Annotated in this window: 26 protein-coding genes; 7 read left to right on the forward strand and 19 right to left on the reverse strand. The window is 63.3% G+C overall.

Going from position 1 to position 22,589, the window contains the following annotated elements; translation table 11 throughout:
• Positions 1-131: 131 nt before the first annotated feature.
• From KDB76_RS24055 to KDB76_RS24085, 8 genes are all read right to left on the reverse strand, one after another.
• Complete coding sequence (locus KDB76_RS24055) at positions 132-1,115, reverse strand: FecR domain-containing protein (protein ID WP_024087726.1); 984 nt, start codon at positions 1,113-1,115, stop codon at positions 132-134.
• Complete coding sequence (locus KDB76_RS24060) at positions 1,112-1,687, reverse strand: RNA polymerase sigma factor (protein ID WP_013974178.1); 576 nt, start codon at positions 1,685-1,687, stop codon at positions 1,112-1,114. The genes KDB76_RS24055 and KDB76_RS24060 overlap by 4 nt, the downstream gene beginning before the upstream one ends.
• 4 nt (positions 1,688-1,691) lie before the next feature.
• Entirely contained in the window at positions 1,692-2,018 is a 327-nt protein-coding gene (locus KDB76_RS24065; RefSeq protein ID WP_013974179.1) for a DUF3325 domain-containing protein, read from the reverse strand.
• Positions 2,018-3,565 (reverse strand): PepSY-associated TM helix domain-containing protein, encoded by a 1,548-nt coding sequence (locus tag KDB76_RS24070; protein ID WP_212632198.1) that lies wholly within the window; start codon positions 3,563-3,565, stop codon positions 2,018-2,020. Before KDB76_RS24070 ends, KDB76_RS24065 begins: the two co-directional genes overlap by 1 nt.
• Positions 3,566-3,645: 80 nt before the next feature.
• On the reverse strand, positions 3,646-4,401 hold the full coding sequence (istB, locus tag KDB76_RS24075; RefSeq protein ID WP_038408850.1) for an IS21-like element helper ATPase IstB: 756 nt from the start codon (positions 4,399-4,401) through the stop codon (positions 3,646-3,648).
• A gap of 17 nt (positions 4,402-4,418) precedes the next feature.
• On the reverse strand, positions 4,419-5,933 hold the full coding sequence (gene istA / locus KDB76_RS24080) for an IS21 family transposase (RefSeq protein WP_038408847.1): 1,515 nt from the start codon (positions 5,931-5,933) through the stop codon (positions 4,419-4,421).
• A 140-nt stretch (positions 5,934-6,073) separates the two neighbouring features.
• The gene (locus tag KDB76_RS30110; protein ID WP_283091007.1) at positions 6,074-6,199 is read right to left on the reverse strand and encodes a hypothetical protein; all 126 of its coding nucleotides are present in this window, start codon (positions 6,197-6,199) and stop codon (positions 6,074-6,076) included.
• Positions 6,196-6,501 (reverse strand): DUF3649 domain-containing protein, encoded by a 306-nt coding sequence (locus KDB76_RS24085; RefSeq protein WP_013974181.1) that lies wholly within the window; start codon positions 6,499-6,501, stop codon positions 6,196-6,198. Before KDB76_RS24085 ends, KDB76_RS30110 begins: the two co-directional genes overlap by 4 nt.
• A 232-nt stretch (positions 6,502-6,733) precedes the next feature.
• On the opposite strand from KDB76_RS24085, the gene KDB76_RS24090 reads away from it, so the two are divergent.
• Together KDB76_RS24090 and KDB76_RS24095 are read left to right on the forward strand one after the other, a co-directional pair.
• Complete coding sequence (locus tag KDB76_RS24090) at positions 6,734-7,081, forward strand: HPF/RaiA family ribosome-associated protein (RefSeq protein ID WP_003260689.1); 348 nt, start codon at positions 6,734-6,736, stop codon at positions 7,079-7,081.
• A 121-nt stretch (positions 7,082-7,202) separates the two neighbouring features.
• Positions 7,203-7,493, forward strand: coding sequence for a DUF3509 domain-containing protein (locus tag KDB76_RS24095; protein ID WP_024087728.1), 291 nt, complete (start codon positions 7,203-7,205; stop codon positions 7,491-7,493).
• Between the two features lie 3 nt (positions 7,494-7,496).
• Here KDB76_RS24095 and KDB76_RS24100 read toward each other — a convergent pair whose 3' ends face one another.
• Together KDB76_RS24100 and KDB76_RS24105 are read right to left on the reverse strand one after the other, a co-directional pair.
• A complete protein-coding gene (locus KDB76_RS24100) occupies positions 7,497-7,967 on the reverse strand; it encodes a phosphate-starvation-inducible PsiE family protein (protein ID WP_013974183.1) in 471 nt (156 codons plus the stop codon).
• A 308-nt stretch (positions 7,968-8,275) separates the two neighbouring features.
• Entirely contained in the window at positions 8,276-9,604 is a 1,329-nt protein-coding gene (locus KDB76_RS24105; RefSeq protein ID WP_038410380.1) for an IS110 family transposase, read from the reverse strand.
• Positions 9,605-10,165: 561 nt separating this feature from the next.
• Here KDB76_RS24105 and KDB76_RS24110 point away from each other — a divergent pair.
• Complete coding sequence (locus KDB76_RS24110; RefSeq protein WP_003260692.1) at positions 10,166-10,429, forward strand: YebG family protein; 264 nt, start codon at positions 10,166-10,168, stop codon at positions 10,427-10,429.
• Between the two features lie 242 nt (positions 10,430-10,671).
• Here the strand turns inward: KDB76_RS24110 and KDB76_RS24115 are convergent, their stop codons facing one another.
• Complete coding sequence (locus KDB76_RS24115) at positions 10,672-11,691, reverse strand: Glu/Leu/Phe/Val dehydrogenase dimerization domain-containing protein (protein ID WP_015271770.1); 1,020 nt, start codon at positions 11,689-11,691, stop codon at positions 10,672-10,674.
• A 124-nt stretch (positions 11,692-11,815) separates the two neighbouring features.
• Between KDB76_RS24115 and KDB76_RS24120 the strand changes: the two genes are divergently transcribed.
• Positions 11,816-12,622, forward strand: a complete 807-nt coding sequence (locus tag KDB76_RS24120; protein WP_013974185.1) for a tetratricopeptide repeat protein — start codon at positions 11,816-11,818, stop codon at positions 12,620-12,622.
• Here KDB76_RS24120 and maiA read toward each other — a convergent pair.
• From maiA to hmgA, 3 genes are read right to left on the reverse strand one after another with little or no spacing between them, the layout of a single operon-like run.
• On the reverse strand, positions 12,616-13,248 hold the full coding sequence (maiA, locus tag KDB76_RS24125) for a maleylacetoacetate isomerase (protein ID WP_013974186.1): 633 nt from the start codon (positions 13,246-13,248) through the stop codon (positions 12,616-12,618). The genes KDB76_RS24120 and maiA overlap by 7 nt on opposite strands.
• Before the next feature lie 12 nt (positions 13,249-13,260).
• Positions 13,261-14,553 carry a fumarylacetoacetase gene (fahA, locus tag KDB76_RS24130; protein WP_013974187.1) on the reverse strand — a complete coding sequence of 431 codons (1,293 nt, stop codon included), beginning with the start codon at positions 14,551-14,553 and terminating at the stop codon, positions 13,261-13,263.
• A 3-nt stretch (positions 14,554-14,556) separates the two neighbouring features.
• The gene (gene hmgA / locus KDB76_RS24135; RefSeq protein ID WP_013974188.1) at positions 14,557-15,858 is read right to left on the reverse strand and encodes a homogentisate 1,2-dioxygenase; all 1,302 of its coding nucleotides are present in this window, start codon (positions 15,856-15,858) and stop codon (positions 14,557-14,559) included.
• A 174-nt stretch (positions 15,859-16,032) separates the two neighbouring features.
• Here hmgA and KDB76_RS24140 point away from each other — a divergent pair, with 174 nt between their 5' ends.
• The gene (locus KDB76_RS24140) at positions 16,033-16,815 is read left to right on the forward strand and encodes an IclR family transcriptional regulator (RefSeq protein WP_023661854.1); all 783 of its coding nucleotides are present in this window, start codon (positions 16,033-16,035) and stop codon (positions 16,813-16,815) included.
• A 350-nt stretch (positions 16,816-17,165) separates the two neighbouring features.
• Here KDB76_RS24140 and KDB76_RS24145 read toward each other — a convergent pair whose 3' ends face one another.
• The 4 genes from KDB76_RS24145 to KDB76_RS24160 all read right to left on the reverse strand — a co-directional run bounded on the left by KDB76_RS24145 (position 17,166) and on the right by KDB76_RS24160 (position 20,445).
• Complete coding sequence (locus KDB76_RS24145) at positions 17,166-18,080, reverse strand: SDR family oxidoreductase (RefSeq protein WP_038410139.1); 915 nt, start codon at positions 18,078-18,080, stop codon at positions 17,166-17,168.
• 220 nt (positions 18,081-18,300) lie between these two features.
• Positions 18,301-19,206: an alpha/beta hydrolase gene (locus tag KDB76_RS24150; RefSeq protein WP_024087731.1), complete on the reverse strand. Its 906-nt coding sequence runs from the start codon at positions 19,204-19,206 to the stop codon at positions 18,301-18,303.
• A gap of 176 nt (positions 19,207-19,382) precedes the next feature.
• Entirely contained in the window at positions 19,383-20,069 is a 687-nt protein-coding gene (locus tag KDB76_RS24155; protein ID WP_024087732.1) for an LrgB family protein, read from the reverse strand.
• Entirely contained in the window at positions 20,059-20,445 is a 387-nt protein-coding gene (locus KDB76_RS24160) for a CidA/LrgA family protein (protein WP_013974193.1), read from the reverse strand. Before KDB76_RS24160 ends, KDB76_RS24155 begins: the two co-directional genes overlap by 11 nt.
• 96 nt (positions 20,446-20,541) lie before the next feature.
• On the opposite strand from KDB76_RS24160, the gene KDB76_RS24165 reads away from it, so the two are divergent.
• Complete coding sequence (locus KDB76_RS24165; protein WP_038410140.1) at positions 20,542-21,438, forward strand: LysR family transcriptional regulator; 897 nt, start codon at positions 20,542-20,544, stop codon at positions 21,436-21,438.
• Between the two features lie 127 nt (positions 21,439-21,565).
• Here the strand turns inward: KDB76_RS24165 and KDB76_RS24170 are convergent, their stop codons facing one another.
• Positions 21,566-22,021, reverse strand: coding sequence for a flavodoxin (locus KDB76_RS24170; protein WP_013974195.1), 456 nt, complete (start codon positions 22,019-22,021; stop codon positions 21,566-21,568).
• Positions 22,022-22,149: 128 nt separating this feature from the next.
• Here KDB76_RS24170 and KDB76_RS24175 point away from each other — a divergent pair, with 128 nt between their 5' ends.
• Positions 22,150-22,578 carry a PAS domain-containing protein gene (locus KDB76_RS24175; RefSeq protein WP_038410141.1) on the forward strand — a complete coding sequence of 143 codons (429 nt, stop codon included), beginning with the start codon at positions 22,150-22,152 and terminating at the stop codon, positions 22,576-22,578.
• Positions 22,579-22,589 lie beyond the last annotated feature (11 nt).

Below are 22,589 nucleotides of genomic sequence, written 5' to 3' on the forward strand. Positions count from 1 at the left end.
TATCTGAAAATATTTTTGCCTGTGCGGGCCTCTTCGCGGGTGAACCCGCTCCCACAGGTACTGCACAGGATTTGAAACTTGCGCCCTTCCTGTGGGAGCGGGTTCACCCGCGAAGAGGCCCGCACAGGCGACTACCGGATCAGGGTCAACCGCCCCAGCACAGTCTGCCGCGAAAAACCCATCACCTTGCCCAGCGAATCCAGCGCCAGCAACGGCTCGGCCACGGGGAAACTGCCACTGACCTTGCGCTGCCCCAACTCATCCTCGAGCAACAGGATGCGCCCCGGGTAGTAGCGCCCCAAGTCTTCGACCACCTGCGCCAGCGGCACCTGGTAGTAATTCAGCCAGCCCTGGCGCCAGGCCAGGCGGTTGTCACTATCCACCGCCAGGGTGTCGCCGACTTGGCCGGCAGCATAGGCCACCTGCTGGTTGGCCGTCAGTTCACGCGCTGCTGCACCCGGCGCCGGGCTCACCGCCACCCGCCCGCTGCTCACAGTGACCTGGGCCCCCTCGACCTGCTCGCGCACTTCGAACTGGGTGCCAAGCACGCGCACCTCGCCACCGGCAGCTTCCACTACGAACGGCGTGCCGGTATGCGTGACCTGGAAAAACGCCGCGCCATGCAACAACCGCACGCGGCGCTCGCCCTGCACAAAATCGACTGCAATCGCGCTCCCCGCATCCAGCGTCACCTGCGACTGGTCGGCCAAGGTCACCTGGCGAACTTGACCAGCACTGCTGTAGTCGGCCTGCAGGTCCTGCAGCCACAGGGCCGGGTGCCAACCACCGGCAACGCCCACGGCCAGTACCAGGCACGCAGCCACCGCCAGCGCCGCGACCCGCTGCCGCCAGGGGTGCCTGGTCGGTGGCCTGGCCATCGCATCCAGGTAACGTTGCAGGCTTGCCTGTTCTTCAGCGGCCAGGCGCGCCGCCGGGGCGGCGCTGTTCTGCCACAGCGCCTGGGCCTGGGCGTAGGCCTCACGGTGCCCAGGTTCGGCCAGCAGCCAGCGCTTGAACGCCGCGCCCTCGGCTTGCGCAGGCTGCTCGTTGATGCGGCTGAGCCATTGAAGTGCAGCACGGGACTGCGCCTCGGTGATCGGCGGTAAACGGCTCATCGACGGGCACTCCCTGGCCGGCGTGGGGTGGACGCGGGCTCGGCAACACTCGCCTTGCACGCTTCGAGGGCGCGCATCATATGCTTTTCCACCGCACTCTGGGACAGTTGCATGGCCTTGGCGATCTCGCCGTACTTGCAGCCGTGGATACGGTTGAGCAGGAAGATCTGCCGGGTGCGCTCGGGCAAGGCGCGCAAGGCAGCGTCGATGCGCTGCAAGTCGTGATCGACCTCCACGGCCTGTTCCGGGGCCTGGGCCATGGCCGCTTCATCCAGCGGCAACACAGCTTCGGCTGCGCGCTCGCGGCTGCCTTCGCTGCGCAGGTGGTCGATGGCGAGGTTCCCGGCGCAACGCAGCAAGTAGGTATCCAGCGCCTCGACCTTGACCTCAGGGCGACGCCAGAAGCGCAGGAACAGCTCCTGGACCAGGTCCGATGCCGTCGCCCGGCAGCCGACCCGGCGGCTCACCAGGGCTTCCATGCGTGCCCGCTGGGCCTGGAACACCTGGACGAAACGCGCACGTCCGCCGCCGCTTTCGGCATCCGCCTCGATCATGTCGCCCGGTTCGCTCACCTGGTCACTCGGCGAACACGGCCAGCAACGGCCCCAGCACCACGCTGGCGGCGGCCAGGCCCAGCAACAGGCGGGGCTGGTATGGCAGGCCGAACACCCACAGGGTCACCCCGGCCATCATCACTGCGGTCCACTCCACCAAGCCATGGGCCCAGCCCCGCAGGTGCACGCTGAGCACCAGCGACAGCACCAGCAACAGCCAACCGGCACTGCGCAACAGGCGCAACGGCCCGGGGCGCGGCTTGCGCCCGAGCAGGTCGACGAAGTGCTTCTCCATGGCCAGGCACAGGGCAACGAAGCCGGCGTAAGCGATCAGTGCATTACCCAGCATCAGCTCGCCTCCGCCGTCTCAGTGCTTGGCTTCCTTGCCGCACGAGGGGCCCGCATGGCCACAGCCTTCGGGCTGTGTAACATCTTGCCGGCCATCCAGGCCAGGAACAGGCCGGTGCCCAGCGCTGTCAGGTCGAAACCAGCCATGACCCAGTCACCCGCAGGTAGCGAATGGTTCAGGCCCTGGCCGGTGGTCAGGCCGTTAAGCAGCGGCAGCAAGGCGAAGGCCAGCGCGCCCAGTGCCAGTTGCTCGCCCCATGCCCGCCGCCCACTACGCAGCACAGCGTGCACCAGTGACAGGCCCCAGGCGGTGAAAAAGGCGTTGACCTCCCAGTCGGCCCGGCCTTCGACACCCATCGGGATCAGGCGGTTGGCCCAGAAGAAGCCCGCCACGGCCAGCAACAGGCCGCTCATGCTGGCGATATTGAGCACCTCGACCAGGCGTAGTTCACCCGGCAGGCGTTCGCTCCTGGCATGCTTGAGCTGGCGCTTGCCCAGCCACATCACCAGGCCGGTGCCAATCACCGCAGTACCGGCCACGCCAAAGAAGAAGTACAGCCAGCGCAGCCAGGGCCCGGCGAAATTGCCCATGTGCAGGCCGGCAAAGCTGAAGGCGGTCATCATTGCCCCACTCTCCGGTTTGCCCTGGCTCAACAGCACACCGCTGACGCCATCGAAGGTCCAGTTGGCGCTACGCCGGTAAGCCACGTGGTCGGCAGCCGATTGCGTGAAGGTAACGCGGGCATTGCTGTCGCCGGCATTTTCCACCTGGATACGGCCGATACGCGCGCCCGGTTGCAGGTCCTGCACCTTGGCATAGAGGCTCGGCAACGGTACCAGCGGCGCGGCCACATGGGCCGCCTTGGGCGCATTGTTACGGCCGAACAGTTCGTTGAAGTACTTGCCGGTGTCATTGCCGTAGCTGGCCATGATGCCAGCCGGCATCACCATGTACATGAACAACACCAGGCTGCTGTAGCTGATCATCAGGTGGAAGGGCAGCACCAGCACGCCAATGGCGTTGTGCCCGTCCAGCCAGGAGCGCTGGCCCTTGCCTGGGCGGAAAGTGAAGAACTCCTTGAAGATTTTCTTATGGGTGATGATGCCGGTGACCAGCCCCAACAGCATGATGAAGGCGCACAACGTCGATAGCCATCGGCCGAAAGGGTGTGGCATCTGCAACTGGAAGTGGAAGCGGTAGAAGAACTCGCCACCGCGACTGTCGCGTGCCGCCACCGGCTGCCCGGTCTGGGTATCAAGGGTCTTGGTGACGAAACCGCGTGGCCCGCCATTTGGGTCGCGATAACCCACGTTCAAGGCGGCCTCGCGTGCGTTGGGCATACGAATCAGCCAGGTGCCCGAATGCCCTGCATTGTCCTGCAGATAACGCTGGGCCACCTCCAGGCTATGGCTCGGGTCCAGCGCATGGCTTCGTACTTCTGGTTGCGTCCAGTGCGTGATTTCTTCCTTGAAATACGACAGCGTGCCAGTGAGGAAGATGGCGAACAAAAGCCAGCCGAAGATGCGGATTCCACGCCATTCGGACACTCAGCCCACGCTGATCCGGACACCTGTTCCACGATCATTCGGACAGGCAGTCGGAGCGCAGCGACGCAGGGGTTGCATTGTTAGTCTGAGGCGCCCGGCGCCGTCAATTTCTTCACCCGCTTTCTCATCGACTCGCCCTTGAGGTTGATCCGGTAGGCGTTGTGCACCAGGCGGTCGAGGATGGCATCGGCCAGGGTTGGATCGCCGATCAGTTCGTGCCAGTTGTCCACGGGCATTTGGCTGGTCACGAGGGTCGAGCGCTGGCCGTAGCGGTCGTCCAGTAGCTCCAGCATGTCGCGGCGCTGTTCGGCGGTGAACGGGGCCAGGCCCCAGTCATCAAGGATCAGCAGGTCGGTCTTGGCATAGCCGCTCATCAGCTTGGCGAAGCGCCCGTCGCCATGGGCTAGGCCCAACTCTTCCAACAGGCGCGGCAAGCGCAGGTAACGCACGCTGTAACCCTCTCGGCAGGCCTGGTGTGCCAGGGCGCAGGCCAGCCAGGTTTTACCCACGCCGGTGGGCCCGTTGATGATCAGGTTGAGTCCGTCGCGTAACCACTGACCGCTGCTCAGCTGGAGGATCAGCGCCTTGTCGAGTCCGCGCGGGCTGCGGTAGTCGATGTCTTCGAGGCAGGCGTTGTGCTTGAGCCGGGCCTGACGCAGGCGGCTGCTGAGGCGCTTGTCGTCGCGTTCGGTCAGTTCGCGGTCGACCAGCAGGCCGAGGCGTTCCACGAAGCTCAGGCTGTCGATGTCGGGGGTTTTCAGTTGCTCGGCGAGTGCCTTGAGCATGCCGGTCAGGCGCAGGGTCTGGAGCTTGTCCAGGGTCGGATGGGGCAGCATGGTGGGATTCCTTGTGTTCAGTGGTAGTAGCCGGGGCCGCGCAGATTGGCGTGGTCGTCCGGCAGCAGGGGCAGGTTGGCTTGAGCCAACGGCAGGCTTTCCAAACCCTGGCGCAGGATCGATTCGAGGCTCTTGTAGCTGCACGCACCGAGGCTGAGGGCGCGACGGCAGGCCAACTCCAAGCGCACTTCGCCATGGGTCTTGCCCAGGCGCAGGATGCCCAGGCAGGCCCGGTAGCCTTGGGTTGGGTGGATGCGCCGTTCGAGGATGTGGCTGATCACGCCGGCCGTGTTCGGCCCGGTCTGCTCAGCCCAGCGGATCAGCCGTTGTGGCGTCCACTCGGCGTGCTCGCGATGGCTCTTGGGCATGTGCTCGGCCTGTGTGCTGTGCCGGCCCTTGTGCGGTGAGCGAAGATGGCTGGCCACCCGCTGATTGGCGTGGAAGCACTCCACCGTGCGCGCTGTCAGGCGTACTTCCAGTTGTTTCTTCACCAGTTGGTACGGCACCGAGTAGTAGTGCCCATCAACCTCGACGTGGTAGTCGATGTGCACACGCGCCTTCTTCCACTCGGCATACACGTAGGGTTGCTCCGGCAGCGGCCGCAGCACCGGACGATCCAGGGCTTCGAAGGCCGAGTGCCGGGAGCCCGGCAGCTTGCGAAACGGTCGTCGGTTGAGGCGCTCCAGCAATAAGGCGATGGCGCTGTTGAGTTCGTTCAAGGAGAAGAACTGGCGGTTCCTCAGCGCGGCGAGGATCCAGCGCTCGACCACCTGCACGCCGACCTCGGCCTTAGCCTTGTCGCGCGGCTTACGCGCCCGCGCCGGCACCACCGCCACGCCATAGTGCTCGGCCAGATCGCGGTAGCTCGGGTTGATGTCCGGCTCGTAGCGATGGCTCTTACTCACCGCGCTGCGCAGGTTGTCCGGCACCACGATCTCCGGCACGCCCCCGAGGAAGGCGAAGCAGCGGGTATGCGAGCCCAGCCAGTCCGGCAGCTGCTGCGACCAGGTGGCTTCGGCGAAGGTGTAGCTGGAGGCGCCGAGCACCGCGACGAACACCTGCGCCTGGCGGATCTCGCCGCTGTGCCGGTCGATCACCGGCACCGTCTGCCCGGCGTAGTCGACGAACAACTTCTCGCCGACGCGATGTTCCTGGCGCATCACCACGTCCAGCTTGCCCTGCCAGGCCCGGTAGTGCTCGCAGAACCAGCTGTACTGAAAACCCTGCGGCTGGCTCAGGCGATACTCCTGCCAGAGCAGCGCCAGGGTCACGCCGGGGCGACGCAGCTCGGCGTGCACCCAAGACCAATCAGGCAGTGGCCGCTGCTCACTGGGCACCGCAGGGGCCAGTGGGAACAGTTGCTGTTCCAGTTCGGAATCGGACAACGAGCAGGGCCAGGCTAGACCGCTGGCGGCAAAGCGACAGAGGTAATCACCGGCACTGCTGTGGCCTATGCCCAGACTGCGGGAGATCTTACGGACAGACAGCCCGCAATCGAACTTGAGGCGCAACACCTCACGGATTTTACGCATGGACAAACGCTCCACGACGACCTCTCTGCTTCGAAAAAGAGGTCGATGGTAGTGAATAAATCCTGCGTAGCTGCCTGCCTGGAAAGTGTCCGGATGGCCGTGGAATCGGTGTCCGGATGCTCGTGGAATGAGTGTCCGGATCAGCGTGGAATCACTGTCCGGATGTGCGTGGAATGGGTGTCCGAGTCAGCGTGGAATCCGCAGCCGAAGATCAGGCCGGTCCAGGTGTGCAGCCAGGCCATGGCCTGGCGGAAGCCTTCTTTCATGGGGTTTTCATCCAGTAAGCCAACCCGCTGATCACCCCCAGCAGCACGCTTGGCGCCAGTACGCCCAGCCAGGCGCGCAAAGCGCTGCGGCAGGCAAAGCACCAGATGAACGCCAGCAGGTAGAAAACGAATGACAGCAGCAGGCCGGTGAGCGTGGCATCGACCCGTGGCAGCGGCGCTACCAGGGAAATGCAGACGCTGGCCACGGACGCCAGCAGGTAGCCACCCAGCAGCGCGGCAAGGCTGCGTGACGTCACGGCCAGGCGATAGCTGAGCGAGAGACCGGCGGTTTTGCGCGTCATGGCGATGGTCCGGGCGTTTTCGGGGCTGCAATAATAATGATTTCAATTCTCATAAGCAAAGGCCACGCGATGAGCCGCCTGCTGCCTTGAATGCAACAAGAAATTTATTTTCAAAAAGGGCTTGAATTCGTTTCGCCGTTGCCTGACCTTAGAGTCAAGAGACGCAGAAATACCAAGGGTCTCAGAGGCCTAGGCGCGTCTCCATGCGAGCAAGCTGAATAAGGATTGAATCATGCAAATCCAGGTCAACAGCAGCAACCATTTCGAAGGCAACGCCCGGCTCGACCAGTGGGTCCGCAGCACACTGCAGAACTCGCTGGAACGTTACGAAGACGACCTCACCCGCATCGAGGTTCACCTGCGCGACGAGAACGGCGCCAAGCCCGGACCGCATGACAAACGCTGCCAGATGGAGGCTCGCCCCAAAGGCCATCAACCGATTTCCGTGACCCACACCGCCACTTCGCTGGACCAGGCGGTCGATGGTGCCGCCACCAAGCTCAACCACGCGCTGGAACACTTCTACGGCAAACTGCGCAGCAAGCGCGGCGCCCTGGAACTGAGTGACCCAGACGCCTGATCGGCAACGCAAGACGCCCGGCCTGATGCCGGGCGTTTTCGTTTGTATCGATCGATGGCGCTGAACCAACAGGTAATTTCCCCGGTCAACTTCTGCATTCATTCAGCGCAGAAGCATGACCATGAACAACCCATTCGAACGAATCAGTGCTGCATTCGCCCCCGAATACCGGGTCAACCTGAGCATTGCAAACCTCGACGGCAGCATCATGCTGACCCTGTCCGACGACGCTGGCGTGGTCGCCAAGCGCCTCATCACCCAGGCCCAGCGCAATGACCCGGTGCGCCTGCAGCGGGTGATCGACAGCATCCGCCTGGGCCTGGCCATCGAGCACAACCAGAACCCCCTTCAGGTGCTGGCCGCGCTGACCCGTGACGCCCGCCACGAGCCGCGCCATTTCATCGCCAACTGAGGGCTACTTGCCCTCCTCCACTTCCTTGCCGCTGGCATCCAGTACCTTGGTCGAGGGGTAGCGGTACGAGGCGTAGCGCACCACCAGGATCGCGAACGCCAGCAACAGGATGCCGCCGCACAGGTACAACAGCCCTACGTCCGGCGCCTTGTGGTGCGAGACGTCGCCGATCAGCAGGCGGGTCAGCGCGGTGATGGCCACGTACAGCAGGAAGCGGATCGGCATGTGGTTGGTCTTGAAGTAGATGCCGACCATCGCCCCCAGCTCCAGGTAGATGAACAGCAACAGGATGTCATCGACACTGACCCCGCCCTTGCCGAGCATGTCGAGGAACGTCATCACCGCCGCATAGGCGGTGATCGCGCCAATGCCGAACAGCGCCAGGTAATGGAATGCCTCGACGCACAGGTTTCCCAGCGAGTCGGCCGAGCCGTGCAGACCCTTTCGCAGCTTTTCTGCCCATTTGATGTTCACGATGTTCCATTCCCCGATACGTCTTGAAGGATGATGCGTCACCGGTGTGACGCTTGTGCCATGCAGTTAAAGGGCCAGGCCCCTGCCTTGGAAGGCGACCGATTGCCGCAAGGCACCTTGAGGCGTGGCAAGTTGCATGAGCTGGAGACGTTGCGGGCTTTGCTTGAGTCGGCACTGGTTCAGGTGCAGATGCCCGCTGAGCCTCGGAGTTTGCACTGAGGTTTGAGTGTTGCGTTGTCTGGGCTGGCCTCTTCGCGGGTAAACCCGCTCTCATCAAACAAAATGCAACCCGCTGTTTTTTAAGCACCTTAGGCTGCCACCAATTGATATCCCAGCTTTCGGGCTTTGCGAAGCAAAGCCCGAAGCTGTCGGTCTTGGCTTTTGGCTTCGAATGCTTCGAGCCCCTGTTCAACATAAGTCTGTTTTTTTGTCAGCAGTGTGTAGACCAGTCGAGCCAGTTGGTGTGCAGTGGCTTTGATGGCGCAACTGGTGTCCATGCGAGTCAATCTGGCTCGATGCGATGCCCCGATGAAACCCTTGTCGTTGCGTGCATTTGAAGCGGCCTGCTTGAGCGCCTGTGCCGCTCGGTTAATGACCTTAGGACCGCCCCCTGATAGCTGGCGGCCGCCTGAGATACGAGTCGGCGGGGCCAACCCTAGCCAGGAGCAAAAGTGCTGGGATGATGGAAATCGTGAGAGATCAGAGCCGATCTCTCCCGCCAGCACCAGGGCGGTGTCCACGCCAATTGTTGGAATAGCGGTCAAATCGACCCCTAGCACCTGCCAGAGGGCTTGGTGTAGCGCTGCCTGTTGAGCGCTCGTCCGGTGTGGGCTTCGCAGCGCTTTCCTGGGTGGTTGTGGTTCATGCTCTAGTACGGGTAGTTGTTCCAATGCCTTTCCGATGACGGCATCGCATTCAGCGATCTGTTGCTCAAGAAAGTCATAGGCTGCGAGCTCCTGCGCCAATGCATGCAGGTGCTCTCGTCGCCAATTGCCATGCAGGCTACGCGCAATGGTGTCTTTACCTGCCTTGATGCGGCCATCGGTCAGCTCAGCCAATCGAACAGGATCTCGCTCACCCGCGATGATTGCTCGCAAAATTCTCATGCCCGTCACGCCTGAAATATCACTGATGACATTGGCCAACTGGATGTTCATTTGGCTCAGTGCCTTCTGTATCCGGTTCAAGGTTTGAGCCTGGTCTTTCACTTTGAAAGCCCGTTGCCTGACCAGTGAGCGAACGCAGCATGTTGGGTCGCTTGGGCGAAAAGCGCCTCGCAAGAGACCATGAGTCATCAGTTGCCAGATCCATTGGCAATCCAGCACGTCAGACTTGCGTCCAGTTATTTGCCGGGTAGCTCGGGCATTAACAAGATAGACCTCGAATCCCCGTTCGCTGAGGATTTCGTAAATCGGAATCCAGTAAACGCCTGTGGACTCCATGGCTACGACCTTGATGGCCAAGCTATCGAGCCAATCGGCCAGCTTGTACAAGTCGTCGGTAAAGGACGTGAATGACTGAACGGCGTTCTCGTACTGGGGATCAACCGCGACAAAGTGTTCTCGACTACCTACATCAATCGCAGCGCAGTCGGGATGAACGATGGTGAAGCGTTGCTTGGAAGGCTTGCGCGCCATGGTGAATACTCGCAGGATAAAGGGCGCGCGGGGCACACGGTGGCGAAAGGGTTCACTCTCTCATACGTGGTCACAGCTGATTCAGCTGATGCCTACAGGGACTTCACGCCGATACCGTGCGGATCACTCTCCCACGCGGGTGTGCTGACACACACCAGTGCTGGCTACGATCTCTGTCCCGCGCGCTCAAACCCTAACAAAGCGAAAGGCGGCTGGCCCTAATAGGCCAGCCGCCTTTTCTTTTTCAAAATGTCAGCGCTGCCACAGATCTGAAGTCATGCGCCTCATGTTTGCTGCGCGACAGCGCAGCCCGGAAGGGCTGGGTGATCTCCCACAGGATCTCCACAGGCCTTGAGGTAGATGCCGTACCTGTGGGAGCGGGTTCACCCGCGAAAGGGCCCGGATGGCCAAGGCGCTGATGGATGATGCTGAGTTGGGCATGAAGCAGTAAGCCCTCTGCACCACGCTACAATTTCTGCTTGCGAAGCAATCAACATTGCCATTACTGTATATAGATACAGTAAATCGAAACGCAACCAGCAAAAGGCATAGAGGTGATGAATGGCCGTCGAAGTGGTGTATCGCAGCAGTCGCGACCCGGAGCGCTTGTTCATGGATAAGGCCGAAGCAGACCGTCACGACAAGATGCTCGAACTGGCCGAGCGCCTGGCCGAAGTACTGCACAAGGCAGTGCCCTCGCTGAGCGAGAAACAGGTCGAGGAAGCCGGTATCTACATGGCCAAGAACCGCGATGTATTCGCCCGGGCGTTCAAGAGCCAGCCGGATGCGCTGGCCGAGTTGCTCGAAGCGCCAGCGGCCGAGTAATTACCTGCACTGGCCGCTTCTGCAAGGATTGCGCATGGATTGAGGTTCAGCGCGGTCAAGGTGGATGGCACGGGCTGCGCCCGTGTTCGCGGGCACGCCCGCTCCCACAAGGACCGCGCAGGTTTTCAGAGTTTTGGGCAGAACAGTTGCTGCTTCAGGTACGGCACAAGCGCTGAGCTCGGGCGCTATCCCTGTGGGAGCGGGCGTGCCCGCGAAGAGGCCAGCAAAGCCGGTATCGCCCCTCAGCCGTAGAGCAACCGCTCCGCCAGCATCTGCGCCACTCGCGCCGGTGAGCGCTTCTCTGCCTGTGCATGGCCAAACACTTCGGTCAGCCGTGAAGGTATCCGCGCCAGGTGCGCGGTGATGGTGCCCAGGTCTTCGCCACGATGGGTAAGTGCCACGTAGATCAACCCACCGGCATTGATCACGTAATCGGGCGCATACAGTATCCCGCGCGACTCCAGCTGGTCGGCTACCTGCAAGGTGGTCAGCTGGTTGTTCGCCGCCCCCGCCACGGCCGCACAACGCAACTGCATCACGCTCTGCCCGTTCAACACCGGCCCCACACCGCAAGGGGCAAAGATGTCGCAAGGGGTGCTGATCAACGCATCGTTGGTCACCGGATGGGCATTGAACTGCTCCACCGCCAGCCGCACCCGCCCGGGGTCCAGGTCGCTCACCAGCAGGTCAGCACCCGCCGCATGCAGCTGCTCCGCCAGCGCATACCCGACATTGCCCAGCCCTTGCACCGCAACCCGAAGCCCTTGCAGGTCATCACTGCCAAGGCGGAACGAAGTGGTGGCACGAATGCCGGCAAAAACTCCCATCGCCGCATGCGGGGAGGGGTCACCCGAGGCCGTGGTGCTGGTCACATGCGGTGTGCTCTGGGCAATGCAGTCCATGTCCAGGGTCGAGGTGCCGCTGTCCACGGCGATGATGAAGCGCCCTTGCAAGGTGTCGATGAAGCGGCCGAAGGCCTCGAACAGCGCGGCACGGTTTTCCACATGCGGGTTGCGCATGATCACCGCCTTGCCGCCCCCCAATGGCAGGCCAGCCAGCGCCGCCTTGTAGCTCATACCCTGGGCAAGGCGAATGGCGTCTGTCATGGCGCTTTCATCATCGGCATAAGGCAGGTAGCGGCAACCGCCCATGGCGGGGCCCAACTGCTCGCTGTGGATCACCACCACAGCCTTCAGGCCGGTAGGCGGATCGGTGAACAAGTGCAGCGACTGGGTACGGGTGCTTTGCATCAGCGCGAACATCGACAGGCTCCCCTACGAGGTGCTCTTTCCAGTATAGGCACGGCCCTTGGGCTGGTAGCGCCGCCGGACCACTGGACGAAACCGCGCACCGCGGCTAATACTCAAGCGTGTGTGGAGAAGCCCCATGAAGCCACGTCAAGCCTGCCTGGCCTGCCTGGAACGCGAGCCCGTCGCCCTGCTGGAAGCCGCATTATGGATTGCTGCCGAGCACGACCGAAGCGTCGAGCCCGCGGCCAGCCTTGCCAAGCTGCATGACCTGCAGCGTGAGATAAGCACCAATCTGCCGATGCTGCCGCTGTGCGAACTGGCACAGCCATTGTTGCGCCAACTCAATGCCCTGGGCTTCCAGCAGGATGAATATCACCCGCTGCGCCCGCATGCCGCGATGATGGACAAGGTGCTGCAACGCCGACGTGGCCAACCGCTGACACTTGCCATCCTCGCCCTGGAACTGGCCCGGCGTCTGTCCATACCCCTTGAGGGCGTAGGCTTCCCTGGCCATTTCCTGCTGCGCGTGCCGGGTGCCGATCACCTGCTTGACCCCTGTGGCGGCCGGCGTCTCTACCCCAACGACTGCCGTGAGCTGCTGGCTCGCCAGTTCGGCCCGCATGTAGCGCTGACTGCCGAGCACATGCGCAGTGCCAGCCCGCTGCAGATGCTGCAACGCCTGTCACGCAACCTGCGCCAGTTGCATATAAGCAACGACAACCACCTGGCGGCACTGATCGATGCCGAGCGGGTCATGCAACTGGGCCCGGTGCAGGTCAGCGACTATGTGACTCGCGCTTCGCTATACCAGCATCTGGATTGCCCGCAGGCCGAGCGCTTCGATCTGGAGCATGCGTTATTGCTGACAGAGGACCCGGTCCAGCGCCTGAAGCTTTCCGAACGTATCGGCAAGCTTCCGGCGGCGAACCGTTCCATTCACTGAGCCGGGCTGTCCGGCTGCCGGGCGGGGTGGGCCTGGGCGAACGCCGCGTGCTCGGCCGCAAGGGCGGCAACCCGAAGGATGCGCGGGAAGCTGTCGAGGTCGACGTTGAAACGTTCGGCCGCGTACAACTGCGGGATCAGATAGACATCCGCCAGGCCCGGCTCATCGCCGAAGCAGAAGCCATGATCGCCTATCAGTTGCTCAACTGCCCCCAACCCTTGGCTGATCCAGTGACCAATCCATTGGTTGACCTGGCTTTCGTCCTGGCCGGCCTGGCGCAGCCGGTTGAGCACGCTGACGTTGTGCAGCGGATGGATATCGCAGCCGATGATCGCCGCCACGCCCCGCACCTTGGCACGCGCCTCGGCCGTGGCCGGTAACAGCGCAGGTTGTGGATAAACCTCTTCCAGGTACTCGATGATCGCCGGCGACTGCACCAGCAGCTCACCGCCATCGGTACGCAACGCCGGAACGCGCCCCTGCGGGTTGACCGCGACATAACCCGCGCCGCGCTGTTCGCCCTGCAGCAGGTTGACCGGAAGGGACTGGTAACCCAGCCCCTTCAGTGCCAAAGCAATGCGTACCCGGTAGGACGAGGTGGAACGGTAATAGGTGTACAGCTCCATGCCCCTGCCTCCTCAGTTGGCCGCGACGACCTTGCCGCGGCATTCGCCGAAACCGATGCTGGCCACGCCCTCACGCACGCAGCGGGCACGCAGGATGATCTCGTCGCCGTCTTCGAGGAACTTGCGCACCTCGCCACTGGCCAGTTCCACCGGGTGCTTGCCACCTTCGGTTATCTCCAGCAGGCTGCCGAACGAACCTGGCGTGGCGCCCGACAGCGTGCCCGAACCGAACAGGTCGCCCGGTTGCAGCTGGCAGCCGTTGACGCTGTGGTGCGCGACCAGCTGCGCCACGGTCCAGTACATGCTGCGGGTGTTGCTCAGGGTCAGGCGGTGCGGGGCGAGGCCCTGCTCGCGCATTTGCTCGGTCAGCAGCAATACCTCAAGCTCGATATCGAATGCACCTGCGGCCTGGTCGCGCTTGTCCAGCAGGTACGACAGTGGCTGCGGGTCGCCCTCCGGGCGTGACGGCTGGGCACAGCGGAACGGCTCAAGCGCTTCGGCGGTAACTACCCAAGGCGAGATGGTGGTGATGAAGCTCTTGGACAGGAACGGCCCCAGCGGCTGGTATTCCCAGGCCTGGATGTCGCGCGCCGACCAGTCGTTGAGCAGGCACAGGCCAGCCACGTGCTCGGCGGCATCGCCTACCGGGATCGCCTGGCCAATGTCGTTGCCCTGGCCGATCCAGATACCCAGCTCCAGCTCGTAGTCCAGGCGCGCGCAGGGGCCGAAGCTTGGCTCGGTGTGCCCGGCCGACAGAGTCTGGCCCTTGGGCCGGCGCACATCGGTGCCGGATGGGCGGATGGTCGAGGCGCGGCCGTGATAACCGATCGGCACGTACTTGTAGTTGGGCAGCAGCGGGTTGTCGGGGCGGAACAGCTTGCCCACGTTCTTGGCGTGCTCGATGCCCACGTAGAAGTCGGTGTAGTCACCGATCTGCGCCGGTACATGCAGCTGGCAGGCGGTTGCCGGGTACAGTGCGGCCTGCAGAGCCGCCTTATGTTCACTGTGTTCGCCCAGCAGCACCAGCAGGCGCTCGCGCAGGGCAACGCGGGCACCGCGGCCGAGGGCGAAGAATGCGTTCAAGACCCCACCACGGGTGGCCTCGACCGCGGCCTTGGCTGCACCGTCGAACAGGCCGGCGGCCAGCACCGCCTCCAGGTCCAGGATCGCGTCGCCGATGGCCACGCCACAGCGCTTGGCTTCACCCGGCCGGCTGAAGATGCCCAACGGCAGGTTCTGCAGCGGGAAGTCGCTGTGCCCGTTGGCGTGCTCGACCCAGCTACGGGCAATGGCGGTCTGATTCATGGGTTATCTCCGGTTCGGGTTGAAGGTGCTCGGCAAGGTGGCCCAGCAACTATCGTAGTCGGCCTGCAACTGCGGGCATTCAAGGGCTTGCAGGCTCGGGCGCAGCACCTGGCTGGTCTCGAACATGAAGGCCATGGTGTTGTCGATCTTGTGCGGTGCCAGGTCGGCAGCAATAGCCTTTTCGCAGGTTTCGGCGTCGGGGCCATGGGCGCTCATAACCCCGTGCAGCGAGGCGCCACCCGGCAGGAAGCCCTCGGCCTTGGCGTCGTAGGCACCATTGATCAGGCCCATGAACTCGTTCATCAGGTTGCGGTGGAACCATGGTGGACGGAAGGTGTTCTCGGCCACCATCCAGCGTGGCGGGAAGATCACGAAGTCCATGTTGGCCATGCCATGCACGCTGGTCGGCGAGGTCAGCACAGTGAAGATCGACGGGTCCGGGTGGTCGAAGCTGACCGTGCCGATGGTGTTGAAGCGACGCAGGTCGTACTTGTACGGCACGTTGCTGCCGTGCCAGGCGACCACGTCCAGCGGCGAGTGCTGCAGTTCGCAGGCCCAATGTTCGCCCAGGAACTTCTGCACCAGCTGCACCGGGCCATCGGCCTCTTCGTAGTGCGCCACAGGGGTGAGGAAGTCGCGCGGGTTGGCCAGGCCGTTGCTGCCTATCGGGCCCAGGTCCGGGATGCGCAGCGGTGCGCCGTGGTTTTCGGCGATATAGCCGCGGGCCTCGCCGTCGAGCAGTTCGACGCGAAACTTCATGCCACGCGGGATGACCGCGATTTCCAGCGGCTCGACTTCCATCACCCCCAGTTCGGTGGCAATGCGCAGGCGGCCCTGTTGCGGCACCAGCAGTAGTTCACCGTCGGCGTTGAAGAACACCCGCTCCATCGACCGGTTGGCGCGGTAGATGTAGATGCTCACGCCGGCCGGTTTTTCCGCAGCGGCGTTGGCCACCATGGGCAGCCAGCCCTCGATGAAATCGGTCGGTTCGACGGGGATCGGCTGGGGGTTCCAGCGCAGGCGGTTGGGAGTGATGGGCCCCAGCGGGCCGGTCAGCGGCTGACGCGCCAGGCGCTCGAAACGCGGGTGCAAGGCAGACGGACGAATACGATACAGCCAGGTGCGGCGCAGCTCGCTGCGGGTCATGGTGAACGCCGTGCCCGAGAGCAGCTCGGCATACAGCCCATAGGGCGCCTTCTGCGGCGAGTTCTGCCCGACCGGCAAGGCCCCAGGCAGCGCTTCGCTGGCAAACTCGTTGCCGAAGCCGCTGAGGTAGTGAAGGTCGGGTGACGTATCGCGATTCATCGATGCCTCCGGGCTCTGGCCGAGCCGTTGCTGGCAGCTGGCTGCTGGCCCGGGGCGGGGTGGCAGCGCGTCTGCATTGTTTTTATCGTAATCAGATTACGAATAACGTAATTTGCTACGGGCAATGCGTCAAGCTATAAAGGCGCGACTCGACGAATCCGGAAGAAGATGTCCATGGCCAAAGCCAGCTCCCCCGCCGACAACGGCAAGCAGAAAGTCCGCTCGGCGGAGGTCGGCACCGACATCCTGAAGGCTCTTGCCGAGCTCTCCCCGTCCACCTCTCTGTCGCGCCTGGCGGAACATGTGCAGATGCCAGCGAGCAAGGTGCACCGTTACCTTCAGGCATTGATCGCCAGCGGTTTTGCCGAACAGGATGCGGCCACCAACCATTACGGCCTGGGGCGCGAGGCTCTGCGGGTAGGGCTGGCGGCGCTGGGTAGTATCGATGTGCTGAAGATTGCCGCGCTGCCGTTGTCACAGCTGCGCGATGAACTGAACGAGAGCTGCTTCGTTGCCGTATGGGGCAACCAAGGCGCGACAGTGGTCAGCATCGAGCCGGCAGTACGCGCGGTCACGGTGGTAACGCAGATCGGCTCGGTTCTGCCGCTACTCACTTCGTCCACCGGGCTGGTGTTCGCCGCCTATCTTCCCGAGCGCGAGACCGTGGAGTTGCGTGACCGGGAACTGGCCGCCCTGCAGCACAGCGCCGCCGACTACCAGGCAGTACTGGCGGGCATTCGTGAACGTGGCCTGCACCATGTGCACGGGCTGTTGATGCCGGGCGTGGATGCGCTGTCGGCCCCGGTGTTCAATGCCATGGGGCAGATCGCCGCGGTGATGACGGTGGTCGGGCCGACCTCGATCTTCCATGCCGACGAGCATGGTCCGGCGGCGCAACGGTTGCTGGCAGCAGCACGGGAAACCAGCTGGCGCATGGGCTATTCGCCCGCCAACTGAGCGCCTTCGGCACTATTGCCCGATACGTAAAGGTGAATGTCATAAGCGGCTATTTTTCCTGCAGGATCAGGCGCTTATTCTTACCTCACTGGCCGGCATGAAGGGCTCTCCCCCCGCCTTTCAGGCCTGCGAGGTTCACCGACGTAGATTTTGAAGCTCCTTGATCTGACGTCTCGATTGGCCGCTGCGGCTTGCAGCGGCCTTTTTTATCTGCCCTGAAAATTTCTTCGCCTGTGCTGGCCTCTTCGCGGGTAAACCCGCTCCCACAGAGATATCACTACCCCAGGGGCTTGTGGTGTACCTGTGGGAGCGGGTTTACCCGCGAAGAGGTCAGCACAGGCATACAAGTTTCAGCCCAGCGGATACTTCTGCAAGTTCGCCATCATCTGCTGCAACGCCTGCAAGCTGTCCTGTGGGTGCACTGCCCCGTCGAAGTCGCCAACCCGTGCCCAGTTCTCCGCCACCTGCTCCGGAGTAAAGCCTTCACGCGGATCGAAGCCTACCCCCAGGCTGCGCTCCCAACGCACCTTGCCCACCCAACCGCCACCCACTTCGAACAACTCACCACTGCCCTGGCACTGCTCGCTGCCCAGGTACACAACCAGCGGGCTGACCAGCTCAGGCTTGAGCCGCTCGAACACCTGGGGCGGGATCAACCCTTCGGTCATGCGGGTGCCACCCGTGGGGGCGATGGCGTTGACCAGGATGCCATGCTTGCGCCCTTCGATCGCCAGGGTACGTGTCAGCCCATACAGGCCCAGCTTGGCCATGCCGTAGTTGGCCTGGCCGAAGTTGCCGTAGATGCCGGATGTGGAAGCGGTGGAGATCACCCGCCCCCAGTTCTGCTCACGCAGGTGCGGCCAGGCGGCGCGGGTGACCTTGTAAGCCCCCTCGACATGCACCTGATACACCTGCTCCCAGTCGCTGTCTTCCATCTTGTGGAAGGTTTTGTCACGCAGGATGCCGGCATTGTTCACCAGCACATCGACCCGGCCGAAGCTGTCCAGGGCCTGCTCGACAATACGCGCGCCTTGGCTGACCGAATCATGGTTGGCAATGGCACTGCCACCAGCGGCGCGGATCTCCGCTACAACTCGGTCGGCGGCGGAGGCGCTGGCACCTTCACCGTGGGTGGACCCGCCGAGGTCGTTGACCACCACCCGCGCACCACGGGCAGCGAACAGCAGCGCATGGGCACGGCCCAGGCCGCCCCCGGCTCCGGTGACTATCACCACGCGATCTTGCAGACAGACAGGCTCGCTCATGCTCATGGCTCCAGGCAGATTCAGGTAGGCCGAGTGTCCGCCGCCAGCGGCGGGTGGACAATCAAGCTCACGCAGGCTGAATGCCTGGCAATAACGCAGCACGATGGTTACGGGGCCGCTTTGCGGCCCATCGCCGGCAAGCCAGCTCCCAAACCAACCGCGCCGGCCTCCAGGCATGCGCTGTACCTGTGGGAGCCAGCTTGCCGGCGATGAGGCCCTGTCAGGACCACGCCACTTTCTGCTGGAAACAGCTCAACGGTTGTTCACGAAAGGCCAGGTAATGGCGCAGCACCTGCACCGGCGCTTCGGTATGCGGGTAATGGCCGATGCCGTGCAACTGCACGGTGTCCGGCTCCGGCACCAGTTGCCGGTAGCGCTCCACCATGTGTGCGCCGGAAAGCGGGTCGTCCACGCCATTGATAAAGCGCAGCGGCACGCCTTCGTGCTGCATCGCGCCAACCCAGCGGTCCCGGTGCAACCTGCGCTCTGGCATGTAACCCACCAGCTTGTGCAGGATGCGCGTGCCACGGTTGGCGGCTATCAGGCTCCAGCAGTCATCCAGCGCACTTTCACTGGGGTGGGTGCAAGGGCCGTAGACCTGGGTCAAGTTGCGCACCAGGTCGTCGCGACCGAACGAGCGCCCTACCAGCCAGCCCAGGCGGCTGAGCAACAGCTTCTGTACCAGCAGCATGCGGCAGCTTTCGGGGAACAGCCCGCTGTTCAGGAACACGCAGCTGGCAATGCTGGCGCGCTGTTCATGATGCCGCGCCAGCATTTCCTGGGCCACACTGCCGCCGTAGTCATGGGCCAACAGATGCACCGGCTGGTCGACCTTCAGCTCGGCGAGCAAAGCCTGCTGCAGGTCGGCCTGCTCCATCAGGCTATACACGTGATCGACCGGTTTGGCCGAATCGCCAAAGCCGAGCATGTCACAGGCGATAACCCGGAAGCGCTGGGCCAAAGGCCCCCACAGGTAGTGCCAATCCCAGCTGGCGGTGGGGAAACCGTGCAACAGAAGCAGGGGCTCTCCTTGCCCTGCGGTCCAGTAGCGGATGCTCTGGCCCCGGAAGCTGAAACTCTGTCCCCGGGTACGCCAGACGCACAATGGAATTTCGGCCATGGGCATCAGAACGGTCCCGGTGAAGTGGTGTTGGCGGAATAGAGCAAGGCTGCGGTCATTGCATGTCACCTCGGCACTTACATGTGCTCTCTATGTCGAGGCTGAGTCTAGCCAGCAGCCCATGGGCTGGAACTTGCGTTGCCAGCCAGCTTGATGACTTGGCGAGTCAGTGGCACGAACGGTCAGAGCAGCATGGCCAGCAGCGGTGCCGCGAACAGGTTCAGCAGCCCGGTCAGGACCATGACCAGGCCGGCCACCGAGCCCTCTTCGCGGCCTACCTCCTGTGCCCGGCTGACACCGGCACCATGGGCGCCCACGCCGAACAGCGCGCCCCGCGCCAGCGGCGTGCGCAACGGCAACCAGCGCAGCAGCACACCGCCGAACATGGCGCCCAGCACGCCGGTGAACATCACGAACACCGCCGTGAGCTCCGGTACACCACCCAGGTCATGGGCCAATGGCATGGCAAAGGGCGTGGTGATCGAACGCGGCACCAGCGACAGGCTGGTCGCGCTGTCCAGCGCCAACATATGAGCCAACCCCCAGGAACTGGCGATCGAAGCGCTGCTGCCGGCGACCATGCCCACCATCAGTGCCGGCCAGTGGCGCGCCAGCATGGCCCGTTGCTGCCAGATCGGCACCGCGAAGGCCACGGTCACCGGGCCAAGCACGCTCATCAGCCAGTGGGTGTTGCGGGCGTACTCGGCATAGGCGGTGTGCAGCGGCACGGCCACCGCCAGCAACAAAACCGGCACCAGGATCAGCGGCGACAGCAGGTAGCGCCCGCTGCGCCGGTACAACCAGCGGCTGCCCAGGTACGCCAGCAAGGTCAGGGCCAGCCAGAACAGCGGCATAGGTTCAAGGCTCATGGCGCAACCTCCAGCGGCACACCAGTTCCACGGTCAACGCGGTCACAACCATTACCATCAGGGTGCTCACGGCGATCACCAGCAGGATGCGCCAGCCCTCGTCACGAATCAGGGCGCCGTAATCGAGCAGGCTCATCAGCGCCGGGATGAAGAACAGCAGCATCTCAGCCATCAGCCAGCCGGCGCCCAGTTGCAGCATGGCCGGCTTGAGCACACCCGAGGCGAACAGCAACAGCAGCAATGCCAGGCCCATCACGCCGCCAGGAATCGGCCAGCCCAGCCAAGTGGCAAGCTGGCCACCGAGCAGGAACAGAGCACAGAGGATCGCCAACTCGACGAGCAGGCGCAGGGCTTTTTTCAACAACGCGGGTTTCATGGGGGGTTCCTCTACAGGCCCTCATTTTAAGATTTGGCTGCCTAGGCCAGAAGCGAATTGTTAGACTGAACACCATTCCAGAATGGAATGGTGATCATGGAATTCAAACAGCTGCGCAGCTTTATCGAAGTGGTCCACCGCGGCGGTTTTACCCAGGCCGCGCAGACCCTGCACATCAGCCAGTCGGCGGTGAGCAAGCAGGTGGCTCAGTTGGAGCAAGATGTGGGCCAGCCGCTGCTGGAGCGCCAGGCCTCGCAGTTGCACCTGACCGCTGCCGGGCGCATCGTGCTGGAGCGTGGCGAAGCCTTGCTGCGCCAGCGTCAGGCACTGCTCAGCGAACTGGACGACCTCAGCCAGATGGGCCGCGGTGAGCTGCGCCTGGGCTTGCCGATGCTGGGCAGCGACGCGCTGTTCGCCGGGTTGTTCGCCGAATATCGGCGGCGTCACCCGAACATCGCGATCCAGTTGCTCGAAGGCGGCAGCCGCAGCATCGAACAGACGGTCAGGAGTGGCGAACTGGAACTGGGTGGCAGCCTGACGCCCAGTGACGAGGCGTTCGACTACCAGCCCTTCTGCAACGAGCCAATGGATGCCCTGTTGCCTGCCGGGCACGAGCTGGCAGGCCAGGAAGTGGTAGATCTGCGGCAGCTGGCCGATACGCCGTTCCTGCTTTACCAACGCAGCTTCGTGCTCAATGACCGGCTGCTGAAGGCGTGCCAGCAGCAGGGTTTTACCCCCAAGGAAGGCGGGCGCAGTGGCCAGGCGGATTTCCTCGCAGCGCTGGCAGCGGCGGGCCAGGGCGTGGTGTTGCTGCCCCGTGTGGTGGCGAAAGCGCTGGAGCGCCCCGGTGTGGTGCGCTTGCCGCTGCGCTCGCCGGCAGATTTGCGTTGGGATATCGCGTTCATCTGGCGGCGCGGGGCGTATCTGTCACGGGCGGCGCAGGCGTGGTTGGCACTGGTGAGCGGGTGGCCGGTGCTCGGCAGCAAGGGATGAGTTGCCCTTGCCGTCCTCTTCGCGGGTAAACCCGCTCCCACAGGAACACCACAGCCTCTGAAATCTGTGCAGTACCTGTGGGAGCGGGTTCACCCGCGAAGAGGCCGGTACAGGCGAAAAATACCCGTCAGGCTTTAAGTGTACTCACCAACTCAGCCAACCAAGGCTCTGCATCCGCCTCCGGAGTCACCGTCTCGCTGGCATCCAGGCGCAACATCGGTTGCACTTCGCGCACGCCCAGTTCGGCAAAAAGTTCGCGCATCTGCTCGCCTCCACCGCAATAGGTATCGCCATAACTGCTGTCGCCCAAGGCAATCACCGCACCCGGCAGGCCACGCCAGGCCGCAGGCAGGGTATCGCGAATGCTGCAATACAACGGCATGAGGTTGTCCGGCAGTTCGCCCATGCCAGTGGTCGAGGTCACGGCCAGCAAGGCGTCGGGGGCGAAACCTTCAAGGTCCTGCAAGGTGGCGCGCGCCGCATGCCAGGCCTCCAGGCCAGCAGCCTTGAGCAGCGATTCAGCGTGACGGGCGACTTCTTCGGCGGTGCCGTAGACCGATCCGGAAATAATGGCGACTTTCATCGGGTAGAGGATTCCGAAACTGAGTGAAAACGTAGGATACTAGCATCCGGCGCTGGCAAAAGGCCGCCTCTACCAAAGTCACCATCCTCAACCCTGCTTCGCACCTTTGTTCACTCAATGGCCCGAACATGATCAATGCGCAACTACTGCAATCCATGGTCGATGCGTCCAACGACGGCATCGTGGTCGCCGAACAGGAAGGCGACGACACCATCCTCATCTACGTGAACGCGGCCTTCGAACGCCTGACCGGCTACGGCCGTGACGAAATCCTCTATCAGGATTGCCGCTTCCTGCAGGCCGACGATCGCGACCAGCTTGGCCGCGCCCGCATCCGCAAGGCCCTGGCCGAAGGCCGCGCGTGCCGCGAAGTGCTGCGCAACTACCGCAAGGATGGCAGCCCTTTCTGGAACGAACTGTCGATCACCCCGGTAAGGCACGACACTGAACAGCGCACCTATTTCATCGGTATCCAGAAAGACGTCACTCGCCAGGTCGAACTGGAGCGGGAACTGGCACAACTGCGCGTTCGTCAGAAACCCGACGAACGCACCTGAACCAAGTTCGC

The sequence above is a fragment of the Pseudomonas sp. JS425 genome, assembly GCF_018223845.1.
GTDB classification, from domain to species: Bacteria; Pseudomonadota; Gammaproteobacteria; order Pseudomonadales; family Pseudomonadaceae; genus Aquipseudomonas; species Aquipseudomonas asiatica.

What these genes read in the sequence shown, in the direction of transcription:
- KDB76_RS24055 (WP_024087726.1), bottom strand. Translation starts at nt 1,115, where the DNA reads ATGAGCCGTTTACCGCCGATCACCGAGGCGCAGTCCCGTGCTGCACTT.
- KDB76_RS24065 (WP_013974179.1), bottom strand. Translation starts at nt 2,018, where the DNA reads ATGCTGGGTAATGCACTGATCGCTTACGCCGGCTTCGTTGCCCTGTGC.
- istB (WP_038408850.1), bottom strand. Translation starts at nt 4,401, where the DNA reads ATGCTGCCCCATCCGACCCTGGACAAGCTCCAGACCCTGCGCCTGACC.
- istA (WP_038408847.1), bottom strand. Translation starts at nt 5,933, where the DNA reads ATGCGTAAAATCCGTGAGGTGTTGCGCCTCAAGTTCGATTGCGGGCTG.
- KDB76_RS30110 (WP_283091007.1), bottom strand. Translation starts at nt 6,199, where the DNA reads ATGAAAGAAGGCTTCCGCCAGGCCATGGCCTGGCTGCACACCTGGACC.
- KDB76_RS24085 (WP_013974181.1), bottom strand. Translation starts at nt 6,501, where the DNA reads ATGACGCGCAAAACCGCCGGTCTCTCGCTCAGCTATCGCCTGGCCGTG.
- KDB76_RS24090 (WP_003260689.1), top strand. Translation starts at nt 6,734, where the DNA reads ATGCAAATCCAGGTCAACAGCAGCAACCATTTCGAAGGCAACGCCCGG.
- KDB76_RS24095 (WP_024087728.1), top strand. Translation starts at nt 7,203, where the DNA reads ATGAACAACCCATTCGAACGAATCAGTGCTGCATTCGCCCCCGAATAC.
- KDB76_RS24105 (WP_038410380.1), bottom strand. Translation starts at nt 9,604, where the DNA reads ATGGCGCGCAAGCCTTCCAAGCAACGCTTCACCATCGTTCATCCCGAC.
- KDB76_RS24110 (WP_003260692.1), top strand. Translation starts at nt 10,166, where the DNA reads ATGGCCGTCGAAGTGGTGTATCGCAGCAGTCGCGACCCGGAGCGCTTG.
- KDB76_RS24115 (WP_015271770.1), bottom strand. Translation starts at nt 11,691, where the DNA reads ATGTTCGCGCTGATGCAAAGCACCCGTACCCAGTCGCTGCACTTGTTC.
- KDB76_RS24120 (WP_013974185.1), top strand. Translation starts at nt 11,816, where the DNA reads ATGAAGCCACGTCAAGCCTGCCTGGCCTGCCTGGAACGCGAGCCCGTC.
- maiA (WP_013974186.1), bottom strand. Translation starts at nt 13,248, where the DNA reads ATGGAGCTGTACACCTATTACCGTTCCACCTCGTCCTACCGGGTACGC.
- fahA (WP_013974187.1), bottom strand. Translation starts at nt 14,553, where the DNA reads ATGAATCAGACCGCCATTGCCCGTAGCTGGGTCGAGCACGCCAACGGG.
- hmgA (WP_013974188.1), bottom strand. Translation starts at nt 15,858, where the DNA reads ATGAATCGCGATACGTCACCCGACCTTCACTACCTCAGCGGCTTCGGC.
- KDB76_RS24140 (WP_023661854.1), top strand. Translation starts at nt 16,033, where the DNA reads ATGGCCAAAGCCAGCTCCCCCGCCGACAACGGCAAGCAGAAAGTCCGC.
- KDB76_RS24145 (WP_038410139.1), bottom strand. Translation starts at nt 18,080, where the DNA reads ATGAGCGAGCCTGTCTGTCTGCAAGATCGCGTGGTGATAGTCACCGGA.
- KDB76_RS24150 (WP_024087731.1), bottom strand. Translation starts at nt 19,206, where the DNA reads ATGCCCATGGCCGAAATTCCATTGTGCGTCTGGCGTACCCGGGGACAG.
- KDB76_RS24155 (WP_024087732.1), bottom strand. Translation starts at nt 20,069, where the DNA reads ATGAGCCTTGAACCTATGCCGCTGTTCTGGCTGGCCCTGACCTTGCTG.
- KDB76_RS24160 (WP_013974193.1), bottom strand. Translation starts at nt 20,445, where the DNA reads ATGAAACCCGCGTTGTTGAAAAAAGCCCTGCGCCTGCTCGTCGAGTTG.
- KDB76_RS24165 (WP_038410140.1), top strand. Translation starts at nt 20,542, where the DNA reads ATGGAATTCAAACAGCTGCGCAGCTTTATCGAAGTGGTCCACCGCGGC.
- KDB76_RS24170 (WP_013974195.1), bottom strand. Translation starts at nt 22,021, where the DNA reads ATGAAAGTCGCCATTATTTCCGGATCGGTCTACGGCACCGCCGAAGAA.
- KDB76_RS24175 (WP_038410141.1), top strand. Translation starts at nt 22,150, where the DNA reads ATGATCAATGCGCAACTACTGCAATCCATGGTCGATGCGTCCAACGAC.